The organism is Mitsuaria sp. BK037, from assembly GCF_014193045.1.
In the GTDB taxonomy this organism is placed as follows: Bacteria; Pseudomonadota; Gammaproteobacteria; order Burkholderiales; family Burkholderiaceae_C; genus Roseateles.
Window position 1 is genome coordinate 727,964 of sequence record NZ_JACHYS010000002.1, and the last position, 23,205, is coordinate 751,168.

At 72.1% G+C, this 23,205-nt stretch carries 20 protein-coding genes; 9 read left to right on the forward strand and 11 right to left on the reverse strand.

Features of this window, described 5'->3' with window-relative positions; all coding sequences use genetic code 11:
- Positions 1-160: 160 nt before the first annotated feature.
- Positions 161-397 carry a hypothetical protein gene (locus tag FHT37_RS15335; RefSeq protein ID WP_183482594.1) on the reverse strand — a complete coding sequence of 79 codons (237 nt, stop codon included), beginning with the start codon at positions 395-397 and terminating at the stop codon, positions 161-163.
- Positions 398-625: 228 nt separating this feature from the next.
- Positions 626-3,628 (reverse strand): two-component regulator propeller domain-containing protein, encoded by a 3,003-nt coding sequence (locus tag FHT37_RS15340; protein ID WP_183482597.1) that lies wholly within the window; start codon positions 3,626-3,628, stop codon positions 626-628.
- A gap of 339 nt (positions 3,629-3,967) precedes the next feature.
- Between FHT37_RS15340 and FHT37_RS15345 the strand changes: the two genes are divergently transcribed.
- The gene (locus FHT37_RS15345; protein WP_183482599.1) at positions 3,968-4,963 is read left to right on the forward strand and encodes an aldo/keto reductase family oxidoreductase; all 996 of its coding nucleotides are present in this window, start codon (positions 3,968-3,970) and stop codon (positions 4,961-4,963) included.
- A 12-nt stretch (positions 4,964-4,975) separates the two neighbouring features.
- On the opposite strand, the gene FHT37_RS15350 is transcribed toward FHT37_RS15345, so the two are convergent.
- The 5 genes from FHT37_RS15350 to FHT37_RS15370 form a co-directional block, all read right to left on the reverse strand.
- On the reverse strand, positions 4,976-6,031 hold the full coding sequence (locus FHT37_RS15350; protein WP_183482601.1) for a nitronate monooxygenase family protein: 1,056 nt from the start codon (positions 6,029-6,031) through the stop codon (positions 4,976-4,978).
- Between the two features lie 61 nt (positions 6,032-6,092).
- Positions 6,093-6,998, reverse strand: a complete 906-nt coding sequence (locus FHT37_RS15355) for an SDR family NAD(P)-dependent oxidoreductase (protein ID WP_183482603.1) — start codon at positions 6,996-6,998, stop codon at positions 6,093-6,095.
- A gap of 107 nt (positions 6,999-7,105) precedes the next feature.
- Positions 7,106-9,061 (reverse strand): MacB family efflux pump subunit, encoded by a 1,956-nt coding sequence (locus FHT37_RS15360; RefSeq protein ID WP_183482605.1) that lies wholly within the window; start codon positions 9,059-9,061, stop codon positions 7,106-7,108.
- Between the two features lie 2 nt (positions 9,062-9,063).
- A complete protein-coding gene (locus tag FHT37_RS15365; protein WP_183482607.1) occupies positions 9,064-10,269 on the reverse strand; it encodes an efflux RND transporter periplasmic adaptor subunit in 1,206 nt (401 codons plus the stop codon).
- Between the two features lie 25 nt (positions 10,270-10,294).
- Positions 10,295-11,734, reverse strand: a complete 1,440-nt coding sequence (locus FHT37_RS15370; protein WP_183482609.1) for an efflux transporter outer membrane subunit — start codon at positions 11,732-11,734, stop codon at positions 10,295-10,297.
- Between the two features lie 325 nt (positions 11,735-12,059).
- On the opposite strand from FHT37_RS15370, the gene FHT37_RS15375 reads away from it, so the two are divergent.
- Together FHT37_RS15375 and FHT37_RS15380 are read left to right on the forward strand one after the other, a co-directional pair.
- The gene (locus tag FHT37_RS15375) at positions 12,060-12,518 is read left to right on the forward strand and encodes a hypothetical protein (RefSeq protein WP_183482611.1); all 459 of its coding nucleotides are present in this window, start codon (positions 12,060-12,062) and stop codon (positions 12,516-12,518) included.
- A gap of 8 nt (positions 12,519-12,526) precedes the next feature.
- The gene (locus FHT37_RS15380) at positions 12,527-12,910 is read left to right on the forward strand and encodes a VOC family protein (RefSeq protein ID WP_091727460.1); all 384 of its coding nucleotides are present in this window, start codon (positions 12,527-12,529) and stop codon (positions 12,908-12,910) included.
- Positions 12,911-12,946: 36 nt separating this feature from the next.
- Here the strand turns inward: FHT37_RS15380 and FHT37_RS15385 are convergent, their stop codons facing one another.
- Positions 12,947-13,975 carry a transporter gene (locus FHT37_RS15385; RefSeq protein ID WP_183482613.1) on the reverse strand — a complete coding sequence of 343 codons (1,029 nt, stop codon included), beginning with the start codon at positions 13,973-13,975 and terminating at the stop codon, positions 12,947-12,949.
- Positions 13,976-14,362: 387 nt separating this feature from the next.
- Here FHT37_RS15385 and FHT37_RS15390 point away from each other — a divergent pair, with 387 nt between their 5' ends.
- On the forward strand, positions 14,363-14,968 hold the full coding sequence (locus FHT37_RS15390; protein WP_183482615.1) for a chalcone isomerase family protein: 606 nt from the start codon (positions 14,363-14,365) through the stop codon (positions 14,966-14,968).
- A 71-nt stretch (positions 14,969-15,039) separates the two neighbouring features.
- On the opposite strand, the gene FHT37_RS15395 is transcribed toward FHT37_RS15390, so the two are convergent.
- On the reverse strand, positions 15,040-15,282 hold the full coding sequence (locus FHT37_RS15395; RefSeq protein WP_091727472.1) for a glutaredoxin domain-containing protein: 243 nt from the start codon (positions 15,280-15,282) through the stop codon (positions 15,040-15,042).
- A gap of 42 nt (positions 15,283-15,324) precedes the next feature.
- On the opposite strand from FHT37_RS15395, the gene FHT37_RS15400 reads away from it, so the two are divergent.
- The gene (locus tag FHT37_RS15400; RefSeq protein ID WP_183482617.1) at positions 15,325-16,545 is read left to right on the forward strand and encodes a helix-turn-helix domain-containing protein; all 1,221 of its coding nucleotides are present in this window, start codon (positions 15,325-15,327) and stop codon (positions 16,543-16,545) included.
- A 90-nt stretch (positions 16,546-16,635) separates the two neighbouring features.
- Positions 16,636-17,298, forward strand: a complete 663-nt coding sequence (locus tag FHT37_RS15405) for a PQQ-binding-like beta-propeller repeat protein (RefSeq protein ID WP_183483045.1) — start codon at positions 16,636-16,638, stop codon at positions 17,296-17,298.
- 25 nt (positions 17,299-17,323) lie between these two features.
- On the opposite strand, the gene FHT37_RS15410 is transcribed toward FHT37_RS15405, so the two are convergent.
- A complete protein-coding gene (locus tag FHT37_RS15410; RefSeq protein ID WP_183482618.1) occupies positions 17,324-17,896 on the reverse strand; it encodes a CAP domain-containing protein in 573 nt (190 codons plus the stop codon).
- Positions 17,897-18,058: 162 nt separating this feature from the next.
- Positions 18,059-20,254, reverse strand: a complete 2,196-nt coding sequence (gene katG / locus FHT37_RS15415) for a catalase/peroxidase HPI (protein WP_183482632.1) — start codon at positions 20,252-20,254, stop codon at positions 18,059-18,061.
- Between the two features lie 344 nt (positions 20,255-20,598).
- On the opposite strand from katG, the gene FHT37_RS15420 reads away from it, so the two are divergent.
- From FHT37_RS15420 to FHT37_RS15430, 3 genes are all read left to right on the forward strand, one after another.
- A complete protein-coding gene (locus FHT37_RS15420) occupies positions 20,599-21,258 on the forward strand; it encodes a peroxiredoxin (protein ID WP_091727483.1) in 660 nt (219 codons plus the stop codon).
- A 110-nt stretch (positions 21,259-21,368) separates the two neighbouring features.
- Positions 21,369-22,265, forward strand: coding sequence for a hypothetical protein (locus FHT37_RS15425; RefSeq protein ID WP_183482634.1), 897 nt, complete (start codon positions 21,369-21,371; stop codon positions 22,263-22,265).
- A gap of 175 nt (positions 22,266-22,440) precedes the next feature.
- Complete coding sequence (locus tag FHT37_RS15430) at positions 22,441-23,166, forward strand: hypothetical protein (protein ID WP_183482636.1); 726 nt, start codon at positions 22,441-22,443, stop codon at positions 23,164-23,166.
- Positions 23,167-23,205: the final 39 nt, after the last annotated feature.

Genomic DNA, 23,205 nt, shown 5'->3' on the forward strand with positions numbered 1-23,205 from the left:
TGGGCAAGCAGGATGCCCACGGGCCGGCGGCCCGCGTCATTGCGCGCTTCGATTCGTCAGGAAGGGCCGGCGCGGCGCGCATGCCCCCGCCACAGGCGCCGCACGCGCCGAATTGGGGCCGGGCACGCGGCTTGGCGGAGTGGGCGACTCGCGTGTTTGCTCACGCTTGTTCCGCAAAGGTGGCGATGTACTGGCAGGCCACCCGGTCGGCGTGGGCGACGGCCTCGTCGGGGGACGGAAATTCGTCCTCCAGCTCATGCCAGGCGGTGACGCCCGGCCGGCCGTCCTCTTCGCCCTTGACGACGAAGCGTCCCCGCCACGGCCCGGCGCCCTGCCCGAGCGCGTCGAGAACATAGGTGCGGCCTCTGTGCTGGCGGACGGAAGGCGTGGTCGTCATGGTCGGCAACGGTCGGACGGACGCTGGGATGCCGGGTCGACGGGCGCGAGGGGAGGCGCGCACGGACACGGTTGACGCGGTGTCCGTGGTTGTACACCCTTGCTCGCTTCACGGGAATGAAATCCTTGCGGCCGAACAGGGCCGCATCCCCCTGGCAGAGGACGCATCGGCTGTCGACGCGCCTGCCCGGGCGCCAGTCGTTGCCCCGGCGCCGCCCCCGCGGACGCCTCAGCGCACGCAGTTGCGCCCGTCGCGCTTGGCGGCGTAGAGCGCGTCGTCGGCCTCGGCGATGAGGCTCTCCAGCCCACGTTCGTCGTCCGGCACGCAGGCGGCGACGCCCAGGCTGACGGTGATCACCGGCCCCACCGGCGAGGCCGGGTGCGCGATCGCCAGCGACTCGATGGCGGCGCGGATGTGCTCGGCCACCCGCTGCGCCGCGTCGCGGTCGGCGCCGGGCAGCAGCACGACGAATTCCTCGCCGCCATAACGCGCCGCGAGGTCGCCCGCCCGCCCGATCGAGGCCCCCAGCACCGCGCCGACCGCCGCCAGGCACTCGTCGCCCTTGAGGTGGCCCAGCTGGTCGTTGTAGGGCTTGAAGGCGTCGACATCCGCCAGTACCAGCGCCAGGGAGGTGCCGGCGCGGCGCGCGCGGCGCCATTCCTCGTCGGCCGCCTCGTTGAAGCGGCGGCGGTTGGGCAGGCCGGTGACGGCGTCGAGGAAGGACAGCTGCTTCAGATGCTCATTGGCCTGGCGCAGTTCCTCGGTGCGCTGGGCCACCAGGCGTTCCATCTCGACCTGACGACGGCGCAGCTGGCGCATCCGCAGCATCACGGCGCCGGCGAAGCCGCCGATCGCCGCCAGACCCACCAGGAGATGGAACCAGCCGGTCTCGTGGAAGCGCGGCCGCACGGTGACGGGCAGCGGCGCCTGCGCCTCGCGCCAGCGCTGGCCATCCGCCGAGGCGGCCAGCCGCAGCCGGTACTCGCCGTGCGACAGCGCCGGGAAGGTCAGTTCGCGGTCCTGGCCCACGTCGGTCCAGCCGCGCGACAGGCCTTCCATCCAGAAGCGGAAGCGCACCCGATCGGCCTCGCGCAGCGTGGAGGCGGCCAGGCTCACCGACAACGCCACCGGGCCGGGCGGCAGGTCCAGCGGGCGGCCGTCCAGCGGCACTGGCGCGCCGTCGACCTTGATCTGCTCGATGCGCACGGCCGGGGGCTCGCCGCCGCCGGGCAGGCGCGCCGGATCCACGACGACCAGCCCCGACGACGACGGCAGCCAGGCGCGTCCGGCCGCGTCGATCGCGCCGGCGGCCTGCAGGTTGCCGGCGAAGCTGGTGGCGCGCAGCGCGTCGCCCGGGCCGAAGCCGACCGAGCGGACCTGCTTGAGCCGGCCGTCGATCAGGCCGTCCAGGTCGTCGCGGGCGACGCGGTAGAAACCGCGGTTGCAGGTGATCCAGAAGTTGCCGGCGCGGTCCTCGAGGAGCACCTGCGACAGCCCGTCCCACAGGCCGTCGGCCGGGCGCACCGCGCCGATCTTCCCGTCCTTGAGGCGGTTGATGCCCTCGCCGTTCGTGCCGATCCAGAGCGCGCCGCGCGCGTCCTCCTTGAGCGCGATGACCCAGTCGGACAGCAGGCCGTCGGCGGTGCTGAAGTGCCGCGCCTTGCCGTCGCGCCAGCGCACCAGGCCCTGGCCGGTGGTGCCGAACCAGAGCGTGCCGGCGCGGTCCTGCAGGATCGCGGCGACGCCCTCGTCGGGCAGTCCGGGCGCGCGGACCTGCTCGAAGCCGCGGCCGTTGAAGCGCGCCAGCGCCGAGCGCGTGCCCACCCACACCGTGCCGTCGCGGTCCTCGTAGAGGGACCGCACCTCGACGCCGGGCAGCCCGCTGTCCGGGCCGAAGCGCTCGATCCGGCCATCGGGCAGCCGCCGCGCGACACCGGCGGTGTAGGTGCCGATCCACAGCGTCCCGTCGCGCGCCTCGTGCATGGTCGAGACCTCGTCGGTGGGCAGGCCGTCGGCCTGGCGCAACGTCGTGATGCGGCCGTCCCGCAGGCGGTTGATGCCGCCGCCGGCGGTCGCGGCCCAGATCGCGCCGTCGTGCGCGGCGACGACGGAGCGGACGTTGTCGTGGCTCAGGCCCTCCGGCGTGCCGATCGCGGTGAAGGCGCGGCTGCGCAGCCGGTTCAGGCCGTCGACCCAGGTGCCGACCCAGACGCTGCCCTCGCGGTCCGCCATCAGCGACCAGACCTGGCCGCCGGCGAGCCCGCCGGCCGGCCCCGGCCCGGCGGAGATGGTGCTGAAGCGTCCGTCATGGAGGCGGCTGACGCCGGCGCCCCAGCTGCCGATCCACAGGTCGCCGCGGAGGTCGCGGGCCAGCGCGGTGAGGTGGTCGCTGGGCAGGCCGTCGGCGGTGGTGTAGACGCGCATGTCCGGGCGATCGACCGCATGCAGGCGCACCAGCCCGCCGCCGGCGGTCGCGGCCCAGACGCCGCCGGCCGGATCCGGCAGCACGAAGCGCACCTGCGGATGCGGGAAGCCGGTCGACGCGTCGAAGACATGGAACTTGCCGTCCGTCGTCATCGCGAACAGGCCGGCGCCGGTGGTCGCGATCCAGAGCGTGCCCGCCGTGTCGAAGGCGACGGTGCGCAGCCGCGCGGCGGGCAGGCCATCGGCGGCGCCGAAGGTCTTGACCGCGCCGTCCTTCCAGCGGACCAGCGCGCCGTCGCCGGCGGCCCAGATCGCGCCGGACTTGTCTTCGGCGAGCGACCAGATCCGCCGGCCGCCGGCCTGTGCCTTCAAGATCGCCGCGCTGAAGCGCCCCTGCGCGTAGACCGTGACGCCGCCGGGGTGCCCGATCCACAACCGGCCCTGGCGGTCCTCCAGCAGCGCGAAGACGGGCTGCGAGGCGACGTCCGGCGCCTGCGCGGCGTCGAAGCTGATGAAGCGCCGGCCGTCGAAACGGGCCAGGCCGCCGGCGGTGCCGATCCACAGGCCGCCGTCGCGCGATTGCAGCAGCGCCTGGACGGTGTTGAGCGGCAGGCCCTGCTCGGTCTGCCAGAGATCGACCTTGTACTGGCTCACCTCGCGGACCGGATCCGCCAGGTCGCCGGGGGTGATCGCGCTGGCGGCGCCGGCCGGCGCGCTCGCGCCACGCGCCGCCGCGACCGGTGCCGCCGTCGCCGGGACCAAGGCGGCCGCCAACAGCATGGCCATCGCCGCGAACGCGCGTCGCAAGAACGTGGCAGGCGTGATGGACGCAGCACGCGCGGCAAGCGCGCGCTCGGCGAAGGCGGTGGGGGCGGACCGGTCGACTGTCATGGGCGGAATCGCCGATTGTGACTGTTGCTGACGGACGGGCCACGCCGGCGCGTAAGGCAGAGGGCGGTGGGCGTGAAGCCTTGCCGGGCATGACGCGAGCCAGCCCCGTCCCGGCGCCGGGCGATGAAACCGCGCTGAAACGCCTCGCCCGCCCGTCGCGTCACAATCCCGCACCGCGCGCCTGACGAAGGCGCCTCCACCGCATCGCGCCCTCCCGGGCGCGATGTCCGTTTCCGCCACGACGCAGGTCCCGCCATGAGCTCCGTGAACCCCGCGATCCCCGCCCTTCCGCTGCAGCAGCACCTCCCGACCGCCAGCCCCCTCGCCTACGGCTGCATGGGCCTGGGCGGCGGCTGGGACCGGCAACCGTGGAGCGACGCGGATGTCGACCACGCGCAGGCCGCCGTCGAGGCGGCGATGGAGATCGGCGTCACCCTGTTCGACCACGCCGACATCTACACCTTCGGCAAGGCCGAGTCGGTCTTCGGCGCGCTGTTCAAGCGCCAGCCTTCGCTGCGCGACCGCCTCGTGCTGCAGAGCAAGTGCGGCATCCGCTTCGCCGACGACGAGGGCCCCAAGCGCTACGACCTGTCCGGCGGCTACATCGTCGAGGCAGTCGAGGCCAGCCTCCAGCGCCTGGGCACCGAGCGCCTGGACATCCTGCTGCTGCACCGCCCCGATCCGCTGATGCAGCCCGACGAGATCGCCGAGGCCTTCCAGCGCCTGCGCGCGGCGGGCAAGGTCGCGCATTTCGGCGTGTCCAACATGAACGCCGGCCAGATGGCCTGGCTGGGCCACGCGCTGGCACAGCCGCTGGTCGTCAACCAGCTGGAGCTGGGCCTGGGCCATCTGGAGCCGCTGGACGCGGCCACCTGTTTCAACGACCGCCAGGCTGGCAGCCGCCCCGGCGCGCTGGCCTGGGCCGGCACGATGGAGCATTGCCAGCAGCACGGCATCCAGCTGCAGGCCTGGAGCGCGCTGGCCCGCGGCCGCTTCAGCGGCGACACCGCGCAGGACCCGGCCGATGAGGCGGCACGCGCGCTCGTGCGGCAACTGGCCCAGCGGCACGAGGTCAGCACCGAAGGCATCCTGCTCGCCTGGCTGATGAAGCACCCGGCGCGCATCCAGCCCGTCATCGGCAGCGCCAACCCGGATCGCATCCGCGCCTGCGGCGATGCGCTGCGGGTGCAGCTCAGCCGCGGCGAGTGGTACGCGCTCTACGAAGCGGCCCGCGGCGCGCCGCTGCCTTGAGCGCGGCCAGGGTCAGAAAGCGGCGCTGAGCTCCGTCACCAGCGCGGCGGCGCCGATCTCGCGCAGCGCCGCGAAGTTCTGTCCGGCCCACAGCGGCGAGAAGTCGCCACTGCCCTGCGCCTCCGCCTTCGCGCGCAGCGGCGCGATGCTCGCGGTGGCCAGCGGGAAGCGCGGCGCCGCCTCGTTCAGCGGCCCGACCTCGCGCATCACGCGGTTGACGACGCCGCGCGCCGGACGGCCGGTGAAGAGGTTGGTGACCGCCGTGTGGTGATGCGCGGGATCGCGCAGCACCGCGCGGTGGACGGCGCTGGTGGTCGCTTCCTCGCACAGCAGGAAGGCCGTGCCCAGCTGCACCGCCGACGCCCCCAGCGCCAGCGCGGCGCGGATGCCGCGGGCGTCGGCGATGCCGCCCGCCGCGATGACCGGCACCTGCACCGCGCGCACGATCTGCGGCAGCAGCGCCATCGTGCCGGGCTGGCGCGTCAGGTCGTCGCTGAGGAAATGGCCGCGATGGCCCCCGGCCTCCCAGCCCTGCGCGATCACGCCGTCCACGCCGTGGGCCTCGAGCCAGCGCGCCTCGTCGACCGTGGTGGCGCTGCCCAGCACCAGGCTGCCCCACCCCTTCACGCGCGCGACCAGTTCCGGCGCCGGCAAGCCGAAATGGAAGCTCACGACCGGCGGCTTGAAGGGCTCGACCAGGTCGGCGATTTCCGCGGTGAAGGGCTGCCGGCCCGGTCCCGCCGGGATCTGCGCGGCGTCGATGCCGAACTCGGCGTAGTACGGGCCGAGGCGATCGCGCCAGTGCCTCTCGCGCGCCTCATCCGGCGACGGCGGCGTGTGGGCGAAGAAGTTGACGTTGAACGGCTTGTCGGTGCCGTCGCGCAGCGCCTGGAGCTCCTTGCGCAGGGCGTCCGGCGCCAGCATCGCCGCGGGCAGCGAGCCCAGCCCGCCGGCGTTGCTGACCGCGATCGCCAGCCGCGCGTCCTGCACGCCGGCCATCGGCGCCTGGATCAGCGGCAGGCGGGTGCCGAGGAAGAACGGGGCGAAGGGCGCGCTGGAGGTGGGCATGGCGGCGGATCCTGGACTCGACGGAACGAGCCGCGATGATCGCGCAAGCGCAATGCCCCTGTCAGCCCGCGTCCAACTCGAAGGGCGGAATGCGGCGGCCGTCGATGTCGGTGAAGCCGTACTCGGCGGCCAGGTCGCCGACGCGCCAGACCCGGCCGCTGCGTGCCATCACCGCCGGGTCCGCCGCCAGCGCGACGACCGCGCGGCCGACATACCGCGGCGACTCGGTGCCCGCGAGCTCGGGGCGCTCGCGCCAGTGCGCCTCGTCGGTGTGATGGCCGGCGAGCACGAACTCGGTCCTCATCCAACCCGGCGACACCGCCACCGACGCCACGCCATGCGGCTTCAGGTCCTGCGCCATCGCGCTCGCCAGCCGCGTCATCGTCGCCTTGGCCAGGTCGTAGACCAGGTTGCCCTTGAGGAAGCGGTCCCGGTCCCAGAAGGTGGTGATGACGATCAGGCCGCTGCCGCGCGCGATCATCAGCGGCGCCGCGGCGCGGCTGGCCAGCAGGTGATTGCGCGCACCCCGGTCCAGCATCGCATCCCACTCGTCCATCGAGCGCTCCCAGAACGGCGCGTCAAAGACGCCGCTGAAGACCTCGTGGCCGCCCCACGCGTTGTTGACCAGCAGGTCCAGCCGGCCCTGCTCCGCCTGCACCCGCTCGAACAGCGCGTGCACCTGCGCTTCGTCGGTGTGGTCGCAGCGGGCGGCGATGCCGCGCCCGCCCAGCGCGGTGAGCTCGTCGGCGGTGTCATCGACGGTGCCGGGAATGCGGTCCAGGCCCGACAGCGCCTGGATGCGGCCGTATTGCGTCACCGGTTCCGCGCGGGTGCTGCGGCCGGTGACGTAGACCGTCGCGCCGGCGGCGCCCAGTTCCAGCGCGATGCCCCGGCCCGCGCCCCGGCTCCCGCCGGTCACCACGGCCACGCGGCCGGCCAGCGGCCGATCGATCCGTTCAGTGCTCATGTCGTCTCCCGTTGCTGTGAGCGGAAACGATACGCGGCCCTCGATGGGCCGCGCGTCAAGTCCTGTCAGCAGAAGGGGCTGTCGCGCGACAGCCCGGGGAACCCCTCTCAGGGTCGAGCCAGCGCCTCCACCGGATCCAGGCGCGCGGCGCTGCGCGCGGGCAGGAAACCGAAGATCACCCCGATCAGCGAGGACACCGCGAAGGCGCCGGCGATCGCCGTCATCGAGACGATCATCCGGAAGCCCATCCCCGCGGCGAAGTGGTTGAACAGCAGGCTGGCGCCGACCGCCAGCGACACGCCCAGCCCGCCACCGATCAGGCAGACCAGCACGGCCTCGATCAGGAACTGGCGCAGGATGTCGCTCTGGCGCGCGCCGACGGCCATGCGCACGCCGATCTCGCCGGTGCGCTCGGTCACCGACACCAGCATGATGTTCATCACCCCGATGCCGCCGACCAGCAGCGAGATCAGCGCGATCGACGAGATCAGCAGCGTGATCGTCGCCGTCGTCTGTTCCACCGTCTGCCGGATGCTGTCGGTGTTGAACAGGAAGAAGTCGGTCGCGCCATGGCGCTGCGCCAGCAGGGTGCGGATGCCCTGCTCCGCCGCCGCGTTGGGCACCGCGTCGCTGACCCGCACGGTGATGCTGCGCAGGTAGTCCTGGCCGGTCATGCGGCTCATCGCCGTCGTGTAGGGCACCCAGACGTTGATCGCGTCGTCGTTGCCGAAGGCGCTGGCCTTCTTCGCCGTCACGCCGACGATGCGCACCGGCACGTTGCCCAGCAGGATGACCTCGCCCAGCGCCGGCTCGCCATTCGGGAACAGCGTCTTGCGCGCGTTCTCGTCGATCACCGCGTCCTGCGCCCGGGCGCGCACCGCCGCCGCGTCGAAGGCCCGGCCCTGCGCCATCGTGTAGCCGCGCACGCGGAAGAACTGCTCGCCGACGCCGGTGACGCTCGCGCTCACGTCGACGCTGCGGTAGCGCAGCCCCGCGGCCACGGCGACCGACGGCGTCACGCTGTCCACGTAGTCGAGCTGCGCCAGCGCGTCGGCGTCGCCGGCCCGCAGCGTCCGGATGGCGCCGGCCCGCCGGTCACCGAAACCCTCGCCCGGCATGACGTCGATGGTGTTGGTGCCCATCGCGCTGATGTCGGCCAGCACCTTCTCGCGTGTGCCCTGCCCCAGCCCGACGACCGACACCACCGAGGCGATGCCGATGATGATGCCCAGCATCGTCAGTAGCGTGCGCAGGCGGTGCGCCAGCATCGCCTTGAGCGCCATGCCGGTGGCCTCCGCCACGCGCCCCAGCACCGCCGCCCAGGCCGCGCCGGGCGGCGCCGGATCGGGCTTGGCCAGCACCGCCGGCGGCGCCGCGTCCGGCCGGCGCCGGTCGGCGACGATGACGCCGTCGCTGATCTCGATCACCCGCTGCGCATGCGCCGCCACCTGCGCGTCGTGCGTCACCAGGATCACTGTGTGGCCGTCGGCATGCAGTTCCTCGAGGATGGTCATGACCTCGCGCCCGCTGGCCTGGTCGAGCGCACCGGTGGGCTCGTCGGCCAGGATCACGTCGCCGCCGTTCATCAGCGCCCGCGCGATCGACACGCGCTGCTGCTGGCCGCCGGACAGCTGGCCGGGCCGGTGATGCAGGCGCTCGGCCAGGCCCAGCCGCGCCAGCAGCGAGCGGGCGCGCGCATGCCGATGCGCGGTGCCCGCGCCGGCGTAGATCGACGGGATCTCGACGTTGCCGACCGCGTCCAGGTCGCCCAGCAGCTGGTAGCGCTGGAAGATGAAACCGAAGTGCTCGCGCCGCAGGCGGGCGAGCTCGTCCGGCCCCATCGCGCCGGTCTCCTGGCCCGCGACGCGGTAGCTGCCGCGCGTGGGCCGGTCCAGGCAGCCGAGGATGTTCATCAGCGTCGATTTGCCGGAGCCCGACGGACCGATGATGGCGACCATCTCGCCGGCCTCGATCGTCAGGTCGACATCGCGCAGGACGGCGACGGTGCCTTCGCCGGCCGGGTATTCGCGGACCAGGCCGCGCAGTTCGAGCAGGGCCGCCATGCTCACATCCGCGGCGGCGGACGACGACCGTCGCTCGCCGCGCCGGGCGGCGCCGCCTCGGCGGTCACGACGCGCTCGCCTTCCTTCAGGCCGTCCAGCACCTGCGCGCGCACGCGATTGTTCAGGCCGACGCGGACGACGCGATCCTCGATGCGGCCGTCGGCGCCGAGCACGCGGACCTTGTGGCGATCGCCGCCGCTGCCCTCGCGCGCGCCGAGCGCCGCCACCGGGATCGTCAGCGCCGCCTTCGCCTGCGCCAGCACGATGGTCGCCTGCGCGGTCATGTTGATGCGCAGCGTGCCGTCCGGATTGGGCACGTCGAAGATGCCGTTGTAGTAGATCGCGTTGGTCGTGCCGGACGTGGAGCTGGAAGTCGAGGTCGTCGCCGAGCTGTCCGCCAGCGTGGTGTCGCCGGGCTCGACCGCGCGCAGCGTCGCCTGGATGCGGCGATCCGGCTCGCCCAGCAGCGAGAAGTGGACCGGCATGCCGGGCTTCACGCGCGGCACGTCGGCCTCGGAGATGCGGGCCTTGATCGTCATCGTGTCCAGGCGCGCGAGCTTGATGATCGTCGGCGCCGTCTGCGCCGCGTTCACCGTCTGGCCCTGTTCGGTCACGATCGCGACGACGGTGCCGTCCATCGGCGCCAGCACGCGGGCGTAGCCGAGGTTCAGCTGCGCGGTGTCCACGTTGATCCGCGCCTGCGCCACCATCGCGCGCTGCGACTCGACATCGGCGCGCGCGGTGTTCAGCGTGGCCTCGGCGGCCTCGAGGTCGGCGCGGGCGCCGGCGTCACCGGCGGCCAGTTCGCGCTGCCGCTTCGCGGCCAGCTCCGCCTGGACCAGCGTCGCCTGCCGGGCGCCGAGCAGCGCCTCGGCGCTGCGCAGCGAGGCCTGCGCATCGCGCAGCGCGTTCTGCTGCGTCAGCGCGTCGATCTCGGCGATCAGCTGCCCTTCCTTGACCTTGTCGCCCAGCGCCACCGCCAGCCGCTTGACCTCGCCGGTCGCGCGCGCGCCGACGCTCACCAGCTTGTAGGCGTTGATCGTGCCGGTGGCCAGCACGCTGACCTCCAGGTCGCCGCGCTCGACCGCCGCCGAGGTCACCTGCGGCGGCGGCGGCGGGCTGAACCAAACCGCCTTCACGATCAGCGCCATCACCACCACGCCCGCCGCGACCGCCACCAGCCGGCCTGGCTTCATCCACTGCTTCATCGGATCTCCCTCAATCCCTGGTCATTCACGGGCGCTGCCAGCCACCACCCAGCACCTTGTAGAGCGTGAGGCGGTTGAGCTGCTCGCTCAGCCGCAACGTCACCAGCGCCTGCTGCGCGGCCACCAGCGAGCGCTGCGCGTCGAGCAGGTCCAGCTGCGTCGTGCTGCCGGCGCGGTACTGCGTTTCCGCCAGGCGCAGCTGCCGCTCGGCGGACGCGAGCAGCGACTGCTGCAGCGCCAGCCGGTCGGCCAGCGTCGCGCGCACGGCGAGCGCGTCCGCCACCTCGCGGAACGCGGTCTGGATGGCCTTGTCGTAGCTGGCCAGCGCGATGTCGCGGCCGACCTCGGCCTGGCGCAGCGCCGCGTCGCGCGCGCCGCCGTCGAAGATCGGCAGCGAGGCCGACGGGCCGAGGCTCCAGCTCCCGCTGCCCGCCTTGAACAGGCCCGACAAGGCGCTGCTGCCGGTGCCGGCGCTCGCGGTCAGGCTGATGGTCGGGAACAGCGCGGCGCGCGCGGCGCCGATGTCGGCATGGCGGGCGATCAGCGCGTGCTCGGCGGCCTGCACGTCGGGCCGGCGCTGCAGCACCGACGACGGCACGCCGCCGGGCAGGTCCACCAGCAGGCTGACCGTGGCGAGCGCATCGGTCGCTTGCGGCTCGAGCGCTGCGGGCAAGCTCGCGCCGAGCAGCAGTTCCAGCGCATGCCGGTCCTGGGCGATCGTCGCCGGCCACGCGGCCACGTCGGCCCGCGCGCTGTCCAGCGCCGTGCGGGCCTGCGCGAGCACCAGGCCCGAGACGGCGCCGGCCGCATGCCGGCGCTGCGTCAGCGCGAAGGAGCGCTCCTGGCTCTCCAGCGTCTGCTGGGCCAGCCGCTGGCGCTCGAGGTCCGCGGCCCAGGTGAGCCAGGCGCTCGCGCTTTCGGCCACCAGGCTGATCTGCACGCTGCGCCGCGTCTCGTCGGCGGCCAGCAGCGACTGCTCCGCCGACGCGCTCAGGTTGCGGACGCGGCTGAAGACATCGAGTTCATAGCTGGCCAGCGCCAGTTGCAGCGACACCTGCTGCGTCACCTGCCCAGCGCTGCCGCCGCGACTGGCGCCGGCCGAGGCGGTCAGCGTCGGCAGCCGCTGCGCCTCGGTCTGGCGGAAGGCGGCGCGCGCCTGGTCGACCTGCAGCGCGGCCACGCGCAGGTCGCGGTTCTCGCGCACGGCCAGGTCGACGACGCCGCGCAGGCGCTCGTCCAGGAACACCGCATGCCAGTCGAGCGCGGCGGCGTCGGTCGCAGCCGGTGTGGCGGCGGTGCCCCGCGACGGCACGGCGGCGTCGGGCCGGCGGTAGTCCGGCGCGAGGTTGACGCAGCCGGCCAGCACCAGCGCGGCGATCGGCGTCAGGAACGGGAAGCGGGATGAAGGACGGCGCGAGGCAGACGGGCGGGCGGATCGTGGCCCCGGAGACGGGAGTCGGGTCATCGGCAAGCGGACGGACGGACTGGACGGAACGGGGACGGCCGCCGGCGCGAGGGGCGCGGGCCGGTGGCGTCAACGGTGCCGCGCATCATGCATCAGCGACCGGCGCGCGGATTTACGCGGCGGTAAATCGCGATGTCAGAACTGATGCATGTGGACACAGGACCCGTCGCACATCGCCGATGGGACCGGCGCTGTCGGGGGGTGAGTTCCGTCGTCCCCGAGATCAGGGGCGGTGCGCATCGCGCGCATAAACCCCATTCACACGCGCTTGACGTGACAGGGCTAGGCTGTCGACTTCGCCCTGCGAGGCGAACCAGGAGTTGCCGTGACTGACCTTTCCTCGATCCAGCGCCCTGCGACCGCGGTCCGCGCCGCGATCGCGGTGGCGGTCCTGGGCGCCCTGCTGAGCGCCTGCGGTGCTGACCGCGTCCCGGGCAAGCCGGCGATGAGCGCCCATGAAGCCACCCAGCACGATCGCTGCATCGCGTTGCTGCGTCCGATGCTGCATGGGCAGCCGGTGCGTTCGACCTCGATCGAGCGCGGCCCGAACGGGCTGGACTACGTGTGGATCAATGCCGAGGTGCATGACGACGCGGACGACGTCGAGCGCCGGGTCGCCAAGGGCGCGCGCTTCGCGGGCCACTGCCAGTTCGATGCCGGTGGAGAATCCGTGCACCTGCACGCCTACGCGCTGGAGGCCGGCGACGCCCCCCCGACGCCGGCGGTGGACTACCGCTTCGTCGCCGGTTCACGCGAGCGGGTCGCGAGCGCCGATCCGCGATGAGCCCACCCATGCTGCTGCGCATCCACCATGCCGCGATCATCTGCGCCGACTACGAGCGCTCGCGCCGCTTCTACACCGAGGTCCTGGGCCTGCGCGTGATCGCGGAGACCTACCGCGAGGCGCGGCGCTCCCACAAGCTGGACCTGGCGCTGCCGGACGGCTCGCAGATCGAGCTGTTCAGCTTTCCCGGCGCGCCGCCGCGGCCGTCCTATCCGGAGGCCCAGGGGCTGCGCCATCTGGCCTTCGAGGTGGACGACGTCGAGCGCGGCAAGGCCGAGCTCGAAGCGCGGGGCGTGAGCGTCGAGGCGGTGCGCGTCGACGAGCTCACCGGCAAGCGCTTCACCTTCTTCGCCGACCCGGACGGATTGCCGCTCGAGCTTTACGAGCGTTGAGCGCCGTCCGCGCCATCGCGGCGCGGACGCCGGCGCTCAGTTCAGCCGGTAGTTCAGTCGCAGCCAGGTGACTGTGCCCTCTGGGCGATTGCGCACCGAGAACTCCTTCATCACCTTGAAGTCGACGCCCCAGTCGCCGCTTTCCGCCAGGTAGGCGATCAGCGGGCCGGCGGACAGCGCCTGGACCTTGTTGGCGCCGGCGTCGCCGCCGCGGTCGGCGGTGAACTGCTTGAGCACGTAGCCCTGCACGCCGAACTTCCACTGGTCGTTCAGCTGGTAGGTGCCGGACCAGTCCGCATGCAGGTACTGGCCGGAGCGAACGCCGGTGTCGTCATTGCGGGTGTTGAAGGAGTAGGTCGCGCGCAGGCCGACGGCGAAGCCGTTCTCCCACACGCGCGAGGCCACCAGCAGGGGCTTGAAGGTCCAGTACTTGCCGGCGCCCGGATTGACCGGACGGTCCGCGTCGTAAGAGCCCATCGGCGGGTTGAACGCGATGCCCAGCGCCACGCGCGATTCGTCCTGCTGCCAGTCGAGGTAGGCCGCCAGCTCCGGATCAGCCATGCCGCTGCGCTTGCCCGACAGCGCGCCGCCCGCGGCGGCCAGCTGCTGGTTGACGGCCGCGGCGACATTGGCAGGCACGCCGGCCGGCAGCACCGTGGTCAGCGTGAAGTCATTGGTCTGGCGGACCAGCGGGAAGGCGGCGGAGAAGCCCAGGCGGCCGTCCATCACGATCTTCTCGGTGACCCAGGTCAGGCGCGGCACGAAGACGTCGGCCTTGATCGAGCCGTTCACCGTCAGCGGCAGCGTGCCGACACCCGGGATCGTCAGCGCCTGGGTCGGCGTCTTGCCATCGGCGTCGCGCAGCTTGTCGGCCTCGTAGTGCTGGTACCAGAACTGCGCATAGAGACCGGGGAACTGCGGCGTCGAGATCTCGTACGACGGCGCGCCCAGCAGGGCACGCACCTGGCTGTTCTCGGTGGCGTGGGCGGCGCCCGCGGCGGCGAGCGAGGCGACGGCCACGGCGACGAGCGCGCGCGGCATCAGGCAAAGACGGTCGATGGACACGGGGATCCCTCCGGGGTGCTTGGAATAAGGTCTGCGGTGTTCGGGCGCCTGCATCGTGTCGAACCACCGGTCTGCAGGCGGACTGCGACTGGTGCCGTGCCCGCGCGTGGCGGCGTCGATGAAGCGGCGCGCATCGTGCCAGCGGATGCCCGCGGCTCGCGTGCCAAACGTCACGTGGACCACCGGATTAGAGGCACGGCCCCAGTTTCCGGGGCTGACGCGCCACACCGCCGCGCGCTTTAATCCGGTCCGCACAGCGCCCGCGATCGCCGTCACCATCGGCTCAAACTCGCGACGCCCCGAGTGCGGGCCCGTTTCGCCACCGCGTCCGGCCGGCTCGCGGATTCCCCTGACAACACGACGCGCCACGCCTGGAGGAGACTTCCCATGCTTCGTACCGCTCTTGCCCGTTCCGCCCGGAACGCCCTGTCCATCGGCCTGATCGCGGCATCGACCTGGGTCGCCGCCGCGGAGGTCGAGGTGGAGGGCTACAAGTTCCAGGACACGGCCACGCTGCACAACCAGGTGCTGCAGCTCAACGGCGCGGCCACGTCGAGCATCCTGTCGACGCGGTCGACGGCGGTGGCCTTCTACCTGCCGCGCAAGCAGACCACGATGGAAGCGGCGGTGGCCGAGAAGGGGGCCAAGCGCATCACCTTCTACATGATGCGGGACGTGTCCTCGCGCGACCTGGCCAACGCGATGCTCGACCGCATCCGCCAGAACGCGGCGGACGAGTTCGCGAAGAACATCATCCAGACCTCGCAGCTGGGCGTGGTCTTCGGCAATCGCGCCAAGCTGCTCAAGGGCGACCTGGTCACGATCGACTACGACCCGGCGAAGCAGACCACCGAGTTCAACGTCAACGGCCAGAAGGTCGGCGACACCATCCAGGGCGAGAGCTTCTTCCCGATGATGATGAAGGTCTGGATCGGCCCGAAGGTGCGCGGCAGCACGCGGGACGGACTGCTAGGCATCGCGCCGGCGAAGTGAGCGCCGGGCGGGAACCCCGATGACGACGGGCCTCTGGCCCGTCGTCGTGTTTCAGCGCTGGCGCGACGCGCTCAGCGGCCGAGCTGCTTCAGCGCCGCCTGCAGGCCGGTGACACCGCCGACGCGCTGGTCGTTGATGAAGACCTGCGGCATCTGCCGCACCGACGGGCCGCACTTCTCGTAGAAGGCCATGCGCTCGGCCTCGTCGTCGATCAGGATTTCCTGGAATGCCATCCCGCGCGACTTGAGCAGCATCTTCGCCGTGTCGCATTGCGGGCAGGCGGACTTGGAGTAGACGACGATCTTGAGTTCCATGGGGCCGGAGTGTATGCGCCGTCGCGCTTAAGCTCCGCGCCCATGGACGCCCTGATCAACGCCGCCGCGCGCTGTCTCGCCGCCGGGGATGCGCTCGGCGCGCTGCAGCGGGTGGCCTTGCGCGAGGACCCGTCCGCGCTCGCGCTGCGCGGCATCGCGATGGCGCAGCTCGGCGAGCATCCACGCGCCCGCGACCTGCTGCGGCGCGCCGCCAAGGGCTTCGGTCCGAAGGAGGCCGTGGCCCGCGCGCGTTGCGTCGTGGCCGAAGCGGAAGTCGCCCTCGCGATGCGCGACCTGGGCGAGCCCGCGCGTGCGCTGCTGCAGGCGGCCGAGGTCCTGGAGGCCCACGATGACCGCGCCAACGCCTTGCTGGGCCGATGGATCGCGGCGCGGCGCCTGATCCTGCTGGGACGGCTCGACGAGGCCAGGCGCGCGCTGCCCATCGAGGAGCCCACGCGGTCGCCGCCGCTGCTGGCGGCCATGGCGGGATTGACGACCGCCGAGCTCGCGCTGCGCTCGCTGCGCAGCGGGGAGGCCGTGGCGGCACTCGACGCGGCTGCGATCGCCGCGCGGCGCTCCGGCGTGCCGGCGCTGATGGCGGAGGCCGAAGCGATGCGGGCCCTGCTCGACCAGCCGGTGGCCCGGCGCATCGACGCGGGCACGGAACGTCCCCTGCGGCTCGCCGAGGTCGAGGCGCTGCTGCAGTCGCCCGCGTTCGTCGTCGACGCCTGCCGGCGAGCGATCCGCGGTGCCGGCCTGGCCGTGGACCTGGCGCGCCGGCCGGTGCTGTTCAGCCTGGCGCGCGCGCTGGCCGAGGCCGGCCCGGCAGGCGCCTCGCGCGCCGCGCTGATCCTGCGCGCCTTCCGGGCGCGCCATCCGGACGAGACCCATCGCGCGCGCCTGCGCGTGGAACTCGGCCGGCTGCGCGCGCTGCTCGCGCCGGCGGCCCGCATCGAAGCGACCCCCGATGGCTTCGCGCTGCGGGCCGAGGCGGGCCGGTCGGTGACGGTGCTGGTGCCGCCGATCGAGGGCGAGTCCGCCGCCTTGCTGGCGCTGCTCGCGGACGGCAACGCCTGGTCGACCTCGGCCCTCGCGCTGGCCCTGGGCGCGAGTCAGCGGACGGTGCAGCGCGCGCTGGCGGACCTGGAGGCCGACGGACGGGTGCGGGCGCTCGGACTCACGCGTGCCCGGCGCTGGCTGGCGCCGCCGATGAGCGGATTCGCGACGATCTTGTTACTCCCCGCGCTGCCGCCGTCTGGATAGATTGCAGTCCATGCGGCGACGGTCGCCGCGAAGGAGAACCCGATGTCCTCGACCACTTCCACAGCCTGCGATCCCCATGCCGAGGCCCGCATGGCCTCCAACGGCGGCCTGCCCGAGGCCCGTCCCGCCGAGGTCGTGCGCGAGTACGGCCCCTACCCCGGCGCGCCCGCCGTCCACGGCGTCAGCCACGACGGCGACCGCGTCTGGGCCGCGACGGCGCTGGGGTTGCTGGCGATCGATCCGGCCAGCGGCGAGGTCCAGCGCACGCTGCCCTGCGCCGCCGACGCCGGCACCGCCTTCGATGGCCGCCACCTGTACCAGATCGCCGATGCGCGCATCCACAAGATCGACCCCGCCAGCGGGCGCGTGCTCGGGTCGATCCCGGCGCCATCGGGTCAAGGCAGCGATTCCGGACTCACCTGGGCCGAAGGCAGCCTGTGGGTGGGCCAGTACCGCGACCGCACGATCGTGCAGATCGATCCCGAGACCGGCGCGGTGCGGCGCAGGATCGAGTCCAACCGCTTCGTCACCGGTGTCACCTGGGTCGATGGCGAACTCTGGCATGCCACCTGGGAAGGCGACGAGAGCGAGCTTCGACGCGTCGATCCCGTCGACGGCACGGTGAAGGAGCGGCTCGCGATGCCCGCCCACCAGGGCGTCAGCGGCCTGGAGTCCGACGGCGCCGGCCTGTTCTATTGCGGTGGCGGCGGCAGCGGCAAGCTGCGCGCCGTGCGGCGTCCGCCGCGCGCCTGACAGGCGCGGCGCCCGGGCTGTCGCCTCAGCGTGCCTTGCCCAGGTCCATGACCCAGTACTTGCTGTAGGTGTTGGCCGAGGAAGCCGCGGGCCGGCAGGCGACGCCCACGTCGGCGAAGTTGGCCGACATCAGGTTGGCGCAGTGGCCCGGGCTGTTGCGCCAGGAGCTCATGACCGCCTCGACCGTCGCCTGGCCGGCGGCGATGTTCTCGCCGGCCGCGACCCAGGTGTAGCCGGCGGCGGTGATCCGGTCGGAGAACTTGCGGCCGTCCTGGCTGTCGTGGCTGAAGTAGTTCTTGTTGGCCATGTCCAGCGCGTGCGCGTCGGCGGCCTGCGTCAGCTTGTCGTTCCAGACGACCGGCGCGACGGCGGGGAAGTTCCCCGACGTGCCGCAGCTGGCGCCCGAGGCGCGCAGCGCGTTGATGCGGTCGAGCAGGTCCTGCTTGAAGTTGGGCAGGTCGCAGGTGCCGGCCACGGGGGTGGGCGTCGGCGTCGACGGGGTGGGCGTGGGGGTCGAGCCCGGCGTGCCGGTATCGGCGTCACCGCCGCCACCGCCGCAGGCGCTCAGTCCCAGCGCCAGCAAGGCGGCGGCAATCATCGAAAGGGGCAATGGCCGGCGGACCGGCTTCTCAGGGACGTCCATCGCGGCATCTTATGAAACAGCCCGAAAGAAAGCTGGAACGAAACGTACCGGGCCGGGCCAGCGTGGTCATTGCGCCGCGATCTCCGGACGCCGCTGCGCAGCGGCGCCCGGCAGCGCTCACAGCAGGTCGTAGCGGTCCAGGTTCATCACCTTCGTCCAGGCCTTGACGAAGTCGTTGACGAAGACCTTCTCCCCGTCACTGGACGCGTACACCTCGGCCAGCGCGCGCAGCTGGGAGTTCGAGCCGAACACCAGGTCCGCCGCCGTGCCGGTCCACTTCAGCGCGCCGGTCCCGCGGTCGCGGCCCTCCAGCACGCCTTCGTCGGTGGTCGACTTCTGCCATTTCGTCCGCATGTCCAGCAGGTTGACGAAGAAGTCGTTGCTCAGCGTTTCCGGACGCGTCGTGAAGACCCCATGCCGGGTATGGCCGAAGTTGGTGCCCAGCACCCGCATGCCGCCGATCAGCGCGGTCATCTCCGGCGCGCTCAGCGTGAGCAGCTGGGCCTTGTCGACCAGCAGCTCGGCCGCATGCGGCACCAGGTCCTTGCGGATGTAGTTGCGGAAGGCGTCAGCCGCGGGCTCCAGCACGCCGAAGGACTCGACGTCCGTCTGGTCCTGCGACGCATCGGTGCGCCCCGGCGAGAACGGCACGACGACCGCATGCCCCGCCTGCTTCGCCGCCGCCTCGACACCAGCCGATCCGCCCAGCACGATCAGGTCGGCCAGCGAGATCTGCTTGCCGCCGGCCGCCGAGCTGTTGAACTCCTTGCGCACCGCTTCCAGCTTGGACAGCACCTTCTCGAGCTCGCTGGGCTGGTTCACCGGCCATTCCTTCTGCGGCGCGAGCCGGATCCGCGCGCCATTGGCGCCGCCGCGCTTGTCGCCGCCACGGAAGGTCGAGGCCGAGGCCCAGGCCGTCGTCACCAGCTGCGAGATGCTCAGGCCGCTGGCCAGCAGCTTCGCCTTGAGCGCGGTGACGTCCTGGTCGTCCACCAGCGGATGGCTGACCGGGGGCACCGGGTCCTGCCAGATCAGCTGCTCCTGCGGCACCAGCTTGCCGAGGTAGCGCGACGTCGGCCCCATGTCGCGGTGCGTCAGCTTGAACCAGGCGCGCGCGAAGGCGTCGGCCAGCTCGGCCGGGTTCTGCATGAAGCGGCGCGAGATCTTCTCGTAGGCTGGGTCGACGCGCAGCGCCAGGTCGGCCGTCGTCATCATCGGCGCGTGGCGCTTGGTTTTGTCATGCGCGTCGGGCACGGTGCCGGCGCCGGCGCCGCCCTTGGGCGTCCACTGGTGCGCCCCGGCCGGGCTCTTCGTCAGCTCCCATTCGTAGCCAAACAAGGTCTCGAAATAGCTGTTGTCCCAGGTCGTCGGCGTCGGCGTCCAGGCGCCCTCGATGCCGCTGGTGATCGTGTACACGCCCATGCCCTCGCCGAGCTGGTTCTTCCAGCCCAGGCCCTGCTCCTCGAGCCCGGCGCCCTCCGGCATCGCGCCGACGTGATGCGCCTCGCCCGCGCCGTGCGCCTTGCCGAAGGTATGGCCGCCGGCGACCAGCGCGACCGTCTCCTCGTCGTTCATCGCCATGCGGCGGAAGGTCTCGCGGATGTCGCGCGCGGAGGCTGCCGGATCGGGCTTGCCGTTCGGCCCTTCCGGATTCACGTAGATCAGGCCCATCTGCACCGCCGCCAGCGGATTGGCCAGGTCGCGGTCGCCGGCATAACGCTCGTCGCCGAGCCAGGTGGTCTCCGGGCCCCAGAAGGTGTCGGTCTCCGGCTCCCAGATGTCGGCGCGGCCGCCCGCGAAACCGAAGGTCTTGAAGCCCATCGACTCCAGCGCGACGTTGCCCGCCAGGATCATCAGGTCGGCCCACGACAGCTTGCGGCCGTACTTCTGCTTGACCGGCCAGAGCAGGCGCCGGGCCTTGTCGAGGTTGCCGTTGTCGGGCCAGCTGTTCAGCGGCGCGAAGCGCTGCGCGCCGGTGCCCGCGCCGCCGCGGCCGTCCTGCACGCGGTAGGTGCCGGCCGAGTGCCAGGCCATGCGGATGAAGAAGGGGCCGTAGTGGCCGTAGTCGGCGGGCCACCAGTCCTGCGAGTCGGTCATCAGCGCATGCAGGTCCTGGACCACCGCGTCGAGGTCCAGGGTCTGGAACTCCCGCGCGTACTTGAATTCCTCGCCCATCGGATTGGACTTGGGCGAATGCAGGGAAAGGATGGAGAGGTTGAGTTGCTCGGGCCACCAGTCGCGGTTGCCTTTGGTCCCGGCCACCGCATGGTGGTGGGTGCCGCTCGAGAATGGGCACTTGGAATCGCCTGACATGTCTGCCTCCTGAGTTGAGCCTTGGGGAACCGTCCGCTTGTCCGCAGAGTGCGAGCGCGGACGAGTCTAGGACTCGGCCGGCGACGGCGGCAACAGCCGGTGTTTATCGGGCCGATAGCTTTTTCGGCGTGGCCGGCCGGCGGCGCGGGCCCTCATCCGGTCCGCGCATGAGTAAAGTCGCTGGCCGAGCAAGGCCATTGGGCAGACTCTCCCCGTCGTCGAAAGGGAGGACAAGAATGTCGCCCTGCCGCCGGCCGGTGCCGGTGGGACGACGAGAATCGCCCGGTCCCGCACGATCGACCGTCGCCGTCCGCGGCGATGGACCCTTCACCTTGGAGCCCATCATGTCTCTGCGCATCAACGACACCGCCCCGAACTTCACCGCCAAGACCACGCACGGGGAGATCAACTTCCACGACTGGATCGGCGACAGCTGGGCCATCCTGTTCTCGCACCCGAAGGACTTCACGCCGGTGTGCACGACCGAGCTGGGCTACATGGCGAAGATCGAGCCCGAATTCACCAAGCGCAATGCCAAGCTGATCGGGCTGTCGATCGATCCGGTCGAGAACCACTCGAAGTGGGCCGCCGACATCGAGGAGACGCAGGGCGCCGCGGTGAAGTACCCGATGATCGGCGACACCGACCTGGCGGTGGCCAAGCTCTACAACATGCTGCCGGCCGAGGAGCCGGGCACCTCGGAGGGCCGCACCGCGGCGACCAACGCGACGGTGCGCTCGGTCTTCATCGTCGGCCCGGACAAGAAGATCAAGCTGACGCTGACCTACCCGATGACCACGGGCCGCAACTTCGACGAGATCCTGCGCGTGCTCGATTCCATCCAGCTCACCGCCAAGCACCGCGTCGCCACGCCGGTGAACTGGAAGCACGGGGACGACGTGATCATCGCGGGCTCGGTGTCCGACGACGAAGCCAAGACGATCTACCCCGAGGGCTGGAAGGCGCCCAAGCCCTACCTGCGCATCGTCAAGCAGCCCAAGTGAGGCAGTGCGCCCGGCGCGCGTGACGACACCACGCCGCGCGTTGCGCTCGAGTGAAGGCCGGACCCTCCGATGGGGGAGAACCGGCCTTTTTCCATGGAGGCGTCGATAACATGCGCGGCTTCATGCGGCGCGCGACCGCATGGCCCATGGAGTCCTCGATGTTGTTCACCCGCCGTGCCTCGGCCATCGCCGGGCTGGTGCTCGCCGCCGCCGTGTTGGCCTGGTCCCTCGCGCCGGAGGGCGAGCGCGTGACCCTGTCCGTCCCCGCGCATGCGGAGCGGACGTCCGCCGCGCCGCCGCCGATCGCCACCCCATCCCGTGGAACTGCACCGGCCCCCGGCACGCCGGCCGTGGCCGGCGCGGCGAGGGAGGCCGCCATCGGTGCCTCCGCCGCCCTGCGCGACTACGGCCAGATCGTGATCACCGCGCTCAATGGCGGCACGCCGCAGCAGGCCGGCGAGGCCGCGAAGCTGCTCGTCCTGTGCAGCACCGTCCCGCAGACGCGCGATGCACTCGAGGAGCTGAAGCAGGAAGGACGCGTGGCCGCTGAAGGCGCCGACCGCACCATCGCCGCGCTCGACAGACAGGAGCGCTCATGCCAGTCGATCCCGCCCGACCTGATGGGCCGGGAGCTGGAACTCTCGGCGCGCGCCGTGCTGGGGGGCGTGAAGGGCGTCGCGACGATCTATGGCGCCGCCGTCCACTACGCCCCGCCGGAGGCCATGCGCCAACCGCTGGCCGCGGCCTTGCGCGCGGACTTCCTCGACGGAGATGGCGTCGCCGCGCTGATGCTGGCGCAGCACAGGGAGCTCTTCGGCCTGTCCAGGGTCGAGTCGCGGGCCTATGAGATCGCTTTCGACAAGATGGGCGCGATCAGTTTCTTCGACCCGGATCGCGCCAGCGGGGCTGGCAAGCCGCTGACCGACGAGGAACAGCGTCAGGCCGAAACGCTGGCCGCGACGTGGGCCAAGGACATGAAGCCGCAGCACGGACACCGTCACGGCTAGACGACATTCCCCGATGCCCTTCCTGCGCTGGATCCTCGCTGCTGCCGTGCTCACAGGCGCGGCAACCCTCGTGGCCTTCGGGCTTCATCCCGCCGACGATGACCGTGTCGCGCTTGCCGTCCCCTCGCCGAGGGCTGCCTCCGCCGAGCTGACGGCCTCGTCCGCCTCCCCGCCCTTGGCGTCCCGACCGTTCTCACCCGGCGCCTCGGGTCCACCAGCGGCCGGCACGACGCGGCCAGCCGCGATCGGGCCCGCTGTCGGCGCCTCCGCCGTCATCGAGGACTACGGCCAGATCGTGCTTGCCGCGCTGCAGGGCGGCTCCGCCGCGCAAGCCGGCGATGCGACGGAGGTGTTGTCCCGCTGCGAGGGCGCGACCCAGGTGCGAGAGACCCTGGAGACCGTTCGCGCCGATCCCAAGTCCAACCCGGCGGACGTCGCCCACGCGATCGCGCATTTCGACGACCGCGTGCGCCGCTGCCAGTCCATCACCGACGAGATGCGGGCCCAGCGCCTGCCGCTGGCCGAGCGCGCGCTGCGTGGCGGCGAGCGAGGTGTCTCGATGGCCTACTTCCGCCTGGTCGATTTCGACCCGCCGCAGGACATGCGCGCCCCGCTGCTCGAGGGCCTGCGCGGCGACGTCCGCGCCGGCGACCGCTTCCCCACGCTCGTGCTCGCCACGCGCGGCGAAGACCTGGGTTTGTCTCCGGTCGAGGCGCGGGCCTACGCGCTGCTGGCCGAGGACCTCAACCCCCAACTCATCGCGCCGGGCAAGTTCAGCCGGAACCGCGAGCAGGAGCGCCTGACTGACGCGCAGCTGCGCCAGGCCGCCGAGCTCAAGGAGCAGTACAAGCGCGAGATGAAGCGGCCACGCACCGGCCGGCGCGTGGGCCGATCCGGCTGAGCCAGAATCCCGCGCGTCGGGAGCGATTCGAACAAGGAG

What these genes read in the sequence shown, in the direction of transcription:
- FHT37_RS15380 (WP_091727460.1), top strand. Translation starts at nt 12,527, where the DNA reads ATGCTGCTGCGCATCCACCATGCCGCGATCATCTGCGCCGACTACGAG.
- FHT37_RS15345 (WP_183482599.1), top strand. Translation starts at nt 3,968, where the DNA reads ATGAGCTCCGTGAACCCCGCGATCCCCGCCCTTCCGCTGCAGCAGCAC.
- FHT37_RS15425 (WP_183482634.1), top strand. Translation starts at nt 21,369, where the DNA reads ATGCGCGGCTTCATGCGGCGCGCGACCGCATGGCCCATGGAGTCCTCG.
- FHT37_RS15405 (WP_183483045.1), top strand. Translation starts at nt 16,636, where the DNA reads ATGGCCTCCAACGGCGGCCTGCCCGAGGCCCGTCCCGCCGAGGTCGTG.
- FHT37_RS15395 (WP_091727472.1), bottom strand. Translation starts at nt 15,282, where the DNA reads ATGGAACTCAAGATCGTCGTCTACTCCAAGTCCGCCTGCCCGCAATGC.
- FHT37_RS15410 (WP_183482618.1), bottom strand. Translation starts at nt 17,896, where the DNA reads ATGATTGCCGCCGCCTTGCTGGCGCTGGGACTGAGCGCCTGCGGCGGT.
- FHT37_RS15400 (WP_183482617.1), top strand. Translation starts at nt 15,325, where the DNA reads ATGGACGCCCTGATCAACGCCGCCGCGCGCTGTCTCGCCGCCGGGGAT.
- FHT37_RS15360 (WP_183482605.1), bottom strand. Translation starts at nt 9,061, where the DNA reads ATGGCGGCCCTGCTCGAACTGCGCGGCCTGGTCCGCGAATACCCGGCC.
- FHT37_RS15335 (WP_183482594.1), bottom strand. Translation starts at nt 397, where the DNA reads ATGACGACCACGCCTTCCGTCCGCCAGCACAGAGGCCGCACCTATGTT.
- FHT37_RS15420 (WP_091727483.1), top strand. Translation starts at nt 20,599, where the DNA reads ATGTCTCTGCGCATCAACGACACCGCCCCGAACTTCACCGCCAAGACC.
- FHT37_RS15390 (WP_183482615.1), top strand. Translation starts at nt 14,363, where the DNA reads ATGCTTCGTACCGCTCTTGCCCGTTCCGCCCGGAACGCCCTGTCCATC.
- FHT37_RS15355 (WP_183482603.1), bottom strand. Translation starts at nt 6,998, where the DNA reads ATGAGCACTGAACGGATCGATCGGCCGCTGGCCGGCCGCGTGGCCGTG.
- katG (WP_183482632.1), bottom strand. Translation starts at nt 20,254, where the DNA reads ATGTCAGGCGATTCCAAGTGCCCATTCTCGAGCGGCACCCACCACCAT.
- FHT37_RS15370 (WP_183482609.1), bottom strand. Translation starts at nt 11,734, where the DNA reads ATGACCCGACTCCCGTCTCCGGGGCCACGATCCGCCCGCCCGTCTGCC.
- FHT37_RS15365 (WP_183482607.1), bottom strand. Translation starts at nt 10,269, where the DNA reads ATGAAGCAGTGGATGAAGCCAGGCCGGCTGGTGGCGGTCGCGGCGGGC.
- FHT37_RS15350 (WP_183482601.1), bottom strand. Translation starts at nt 6,031, where the DNA reads ATGCCCACCTCCAGCGCGCCCTTCGCCCCGTTCTTCCTCGGCACCCGC.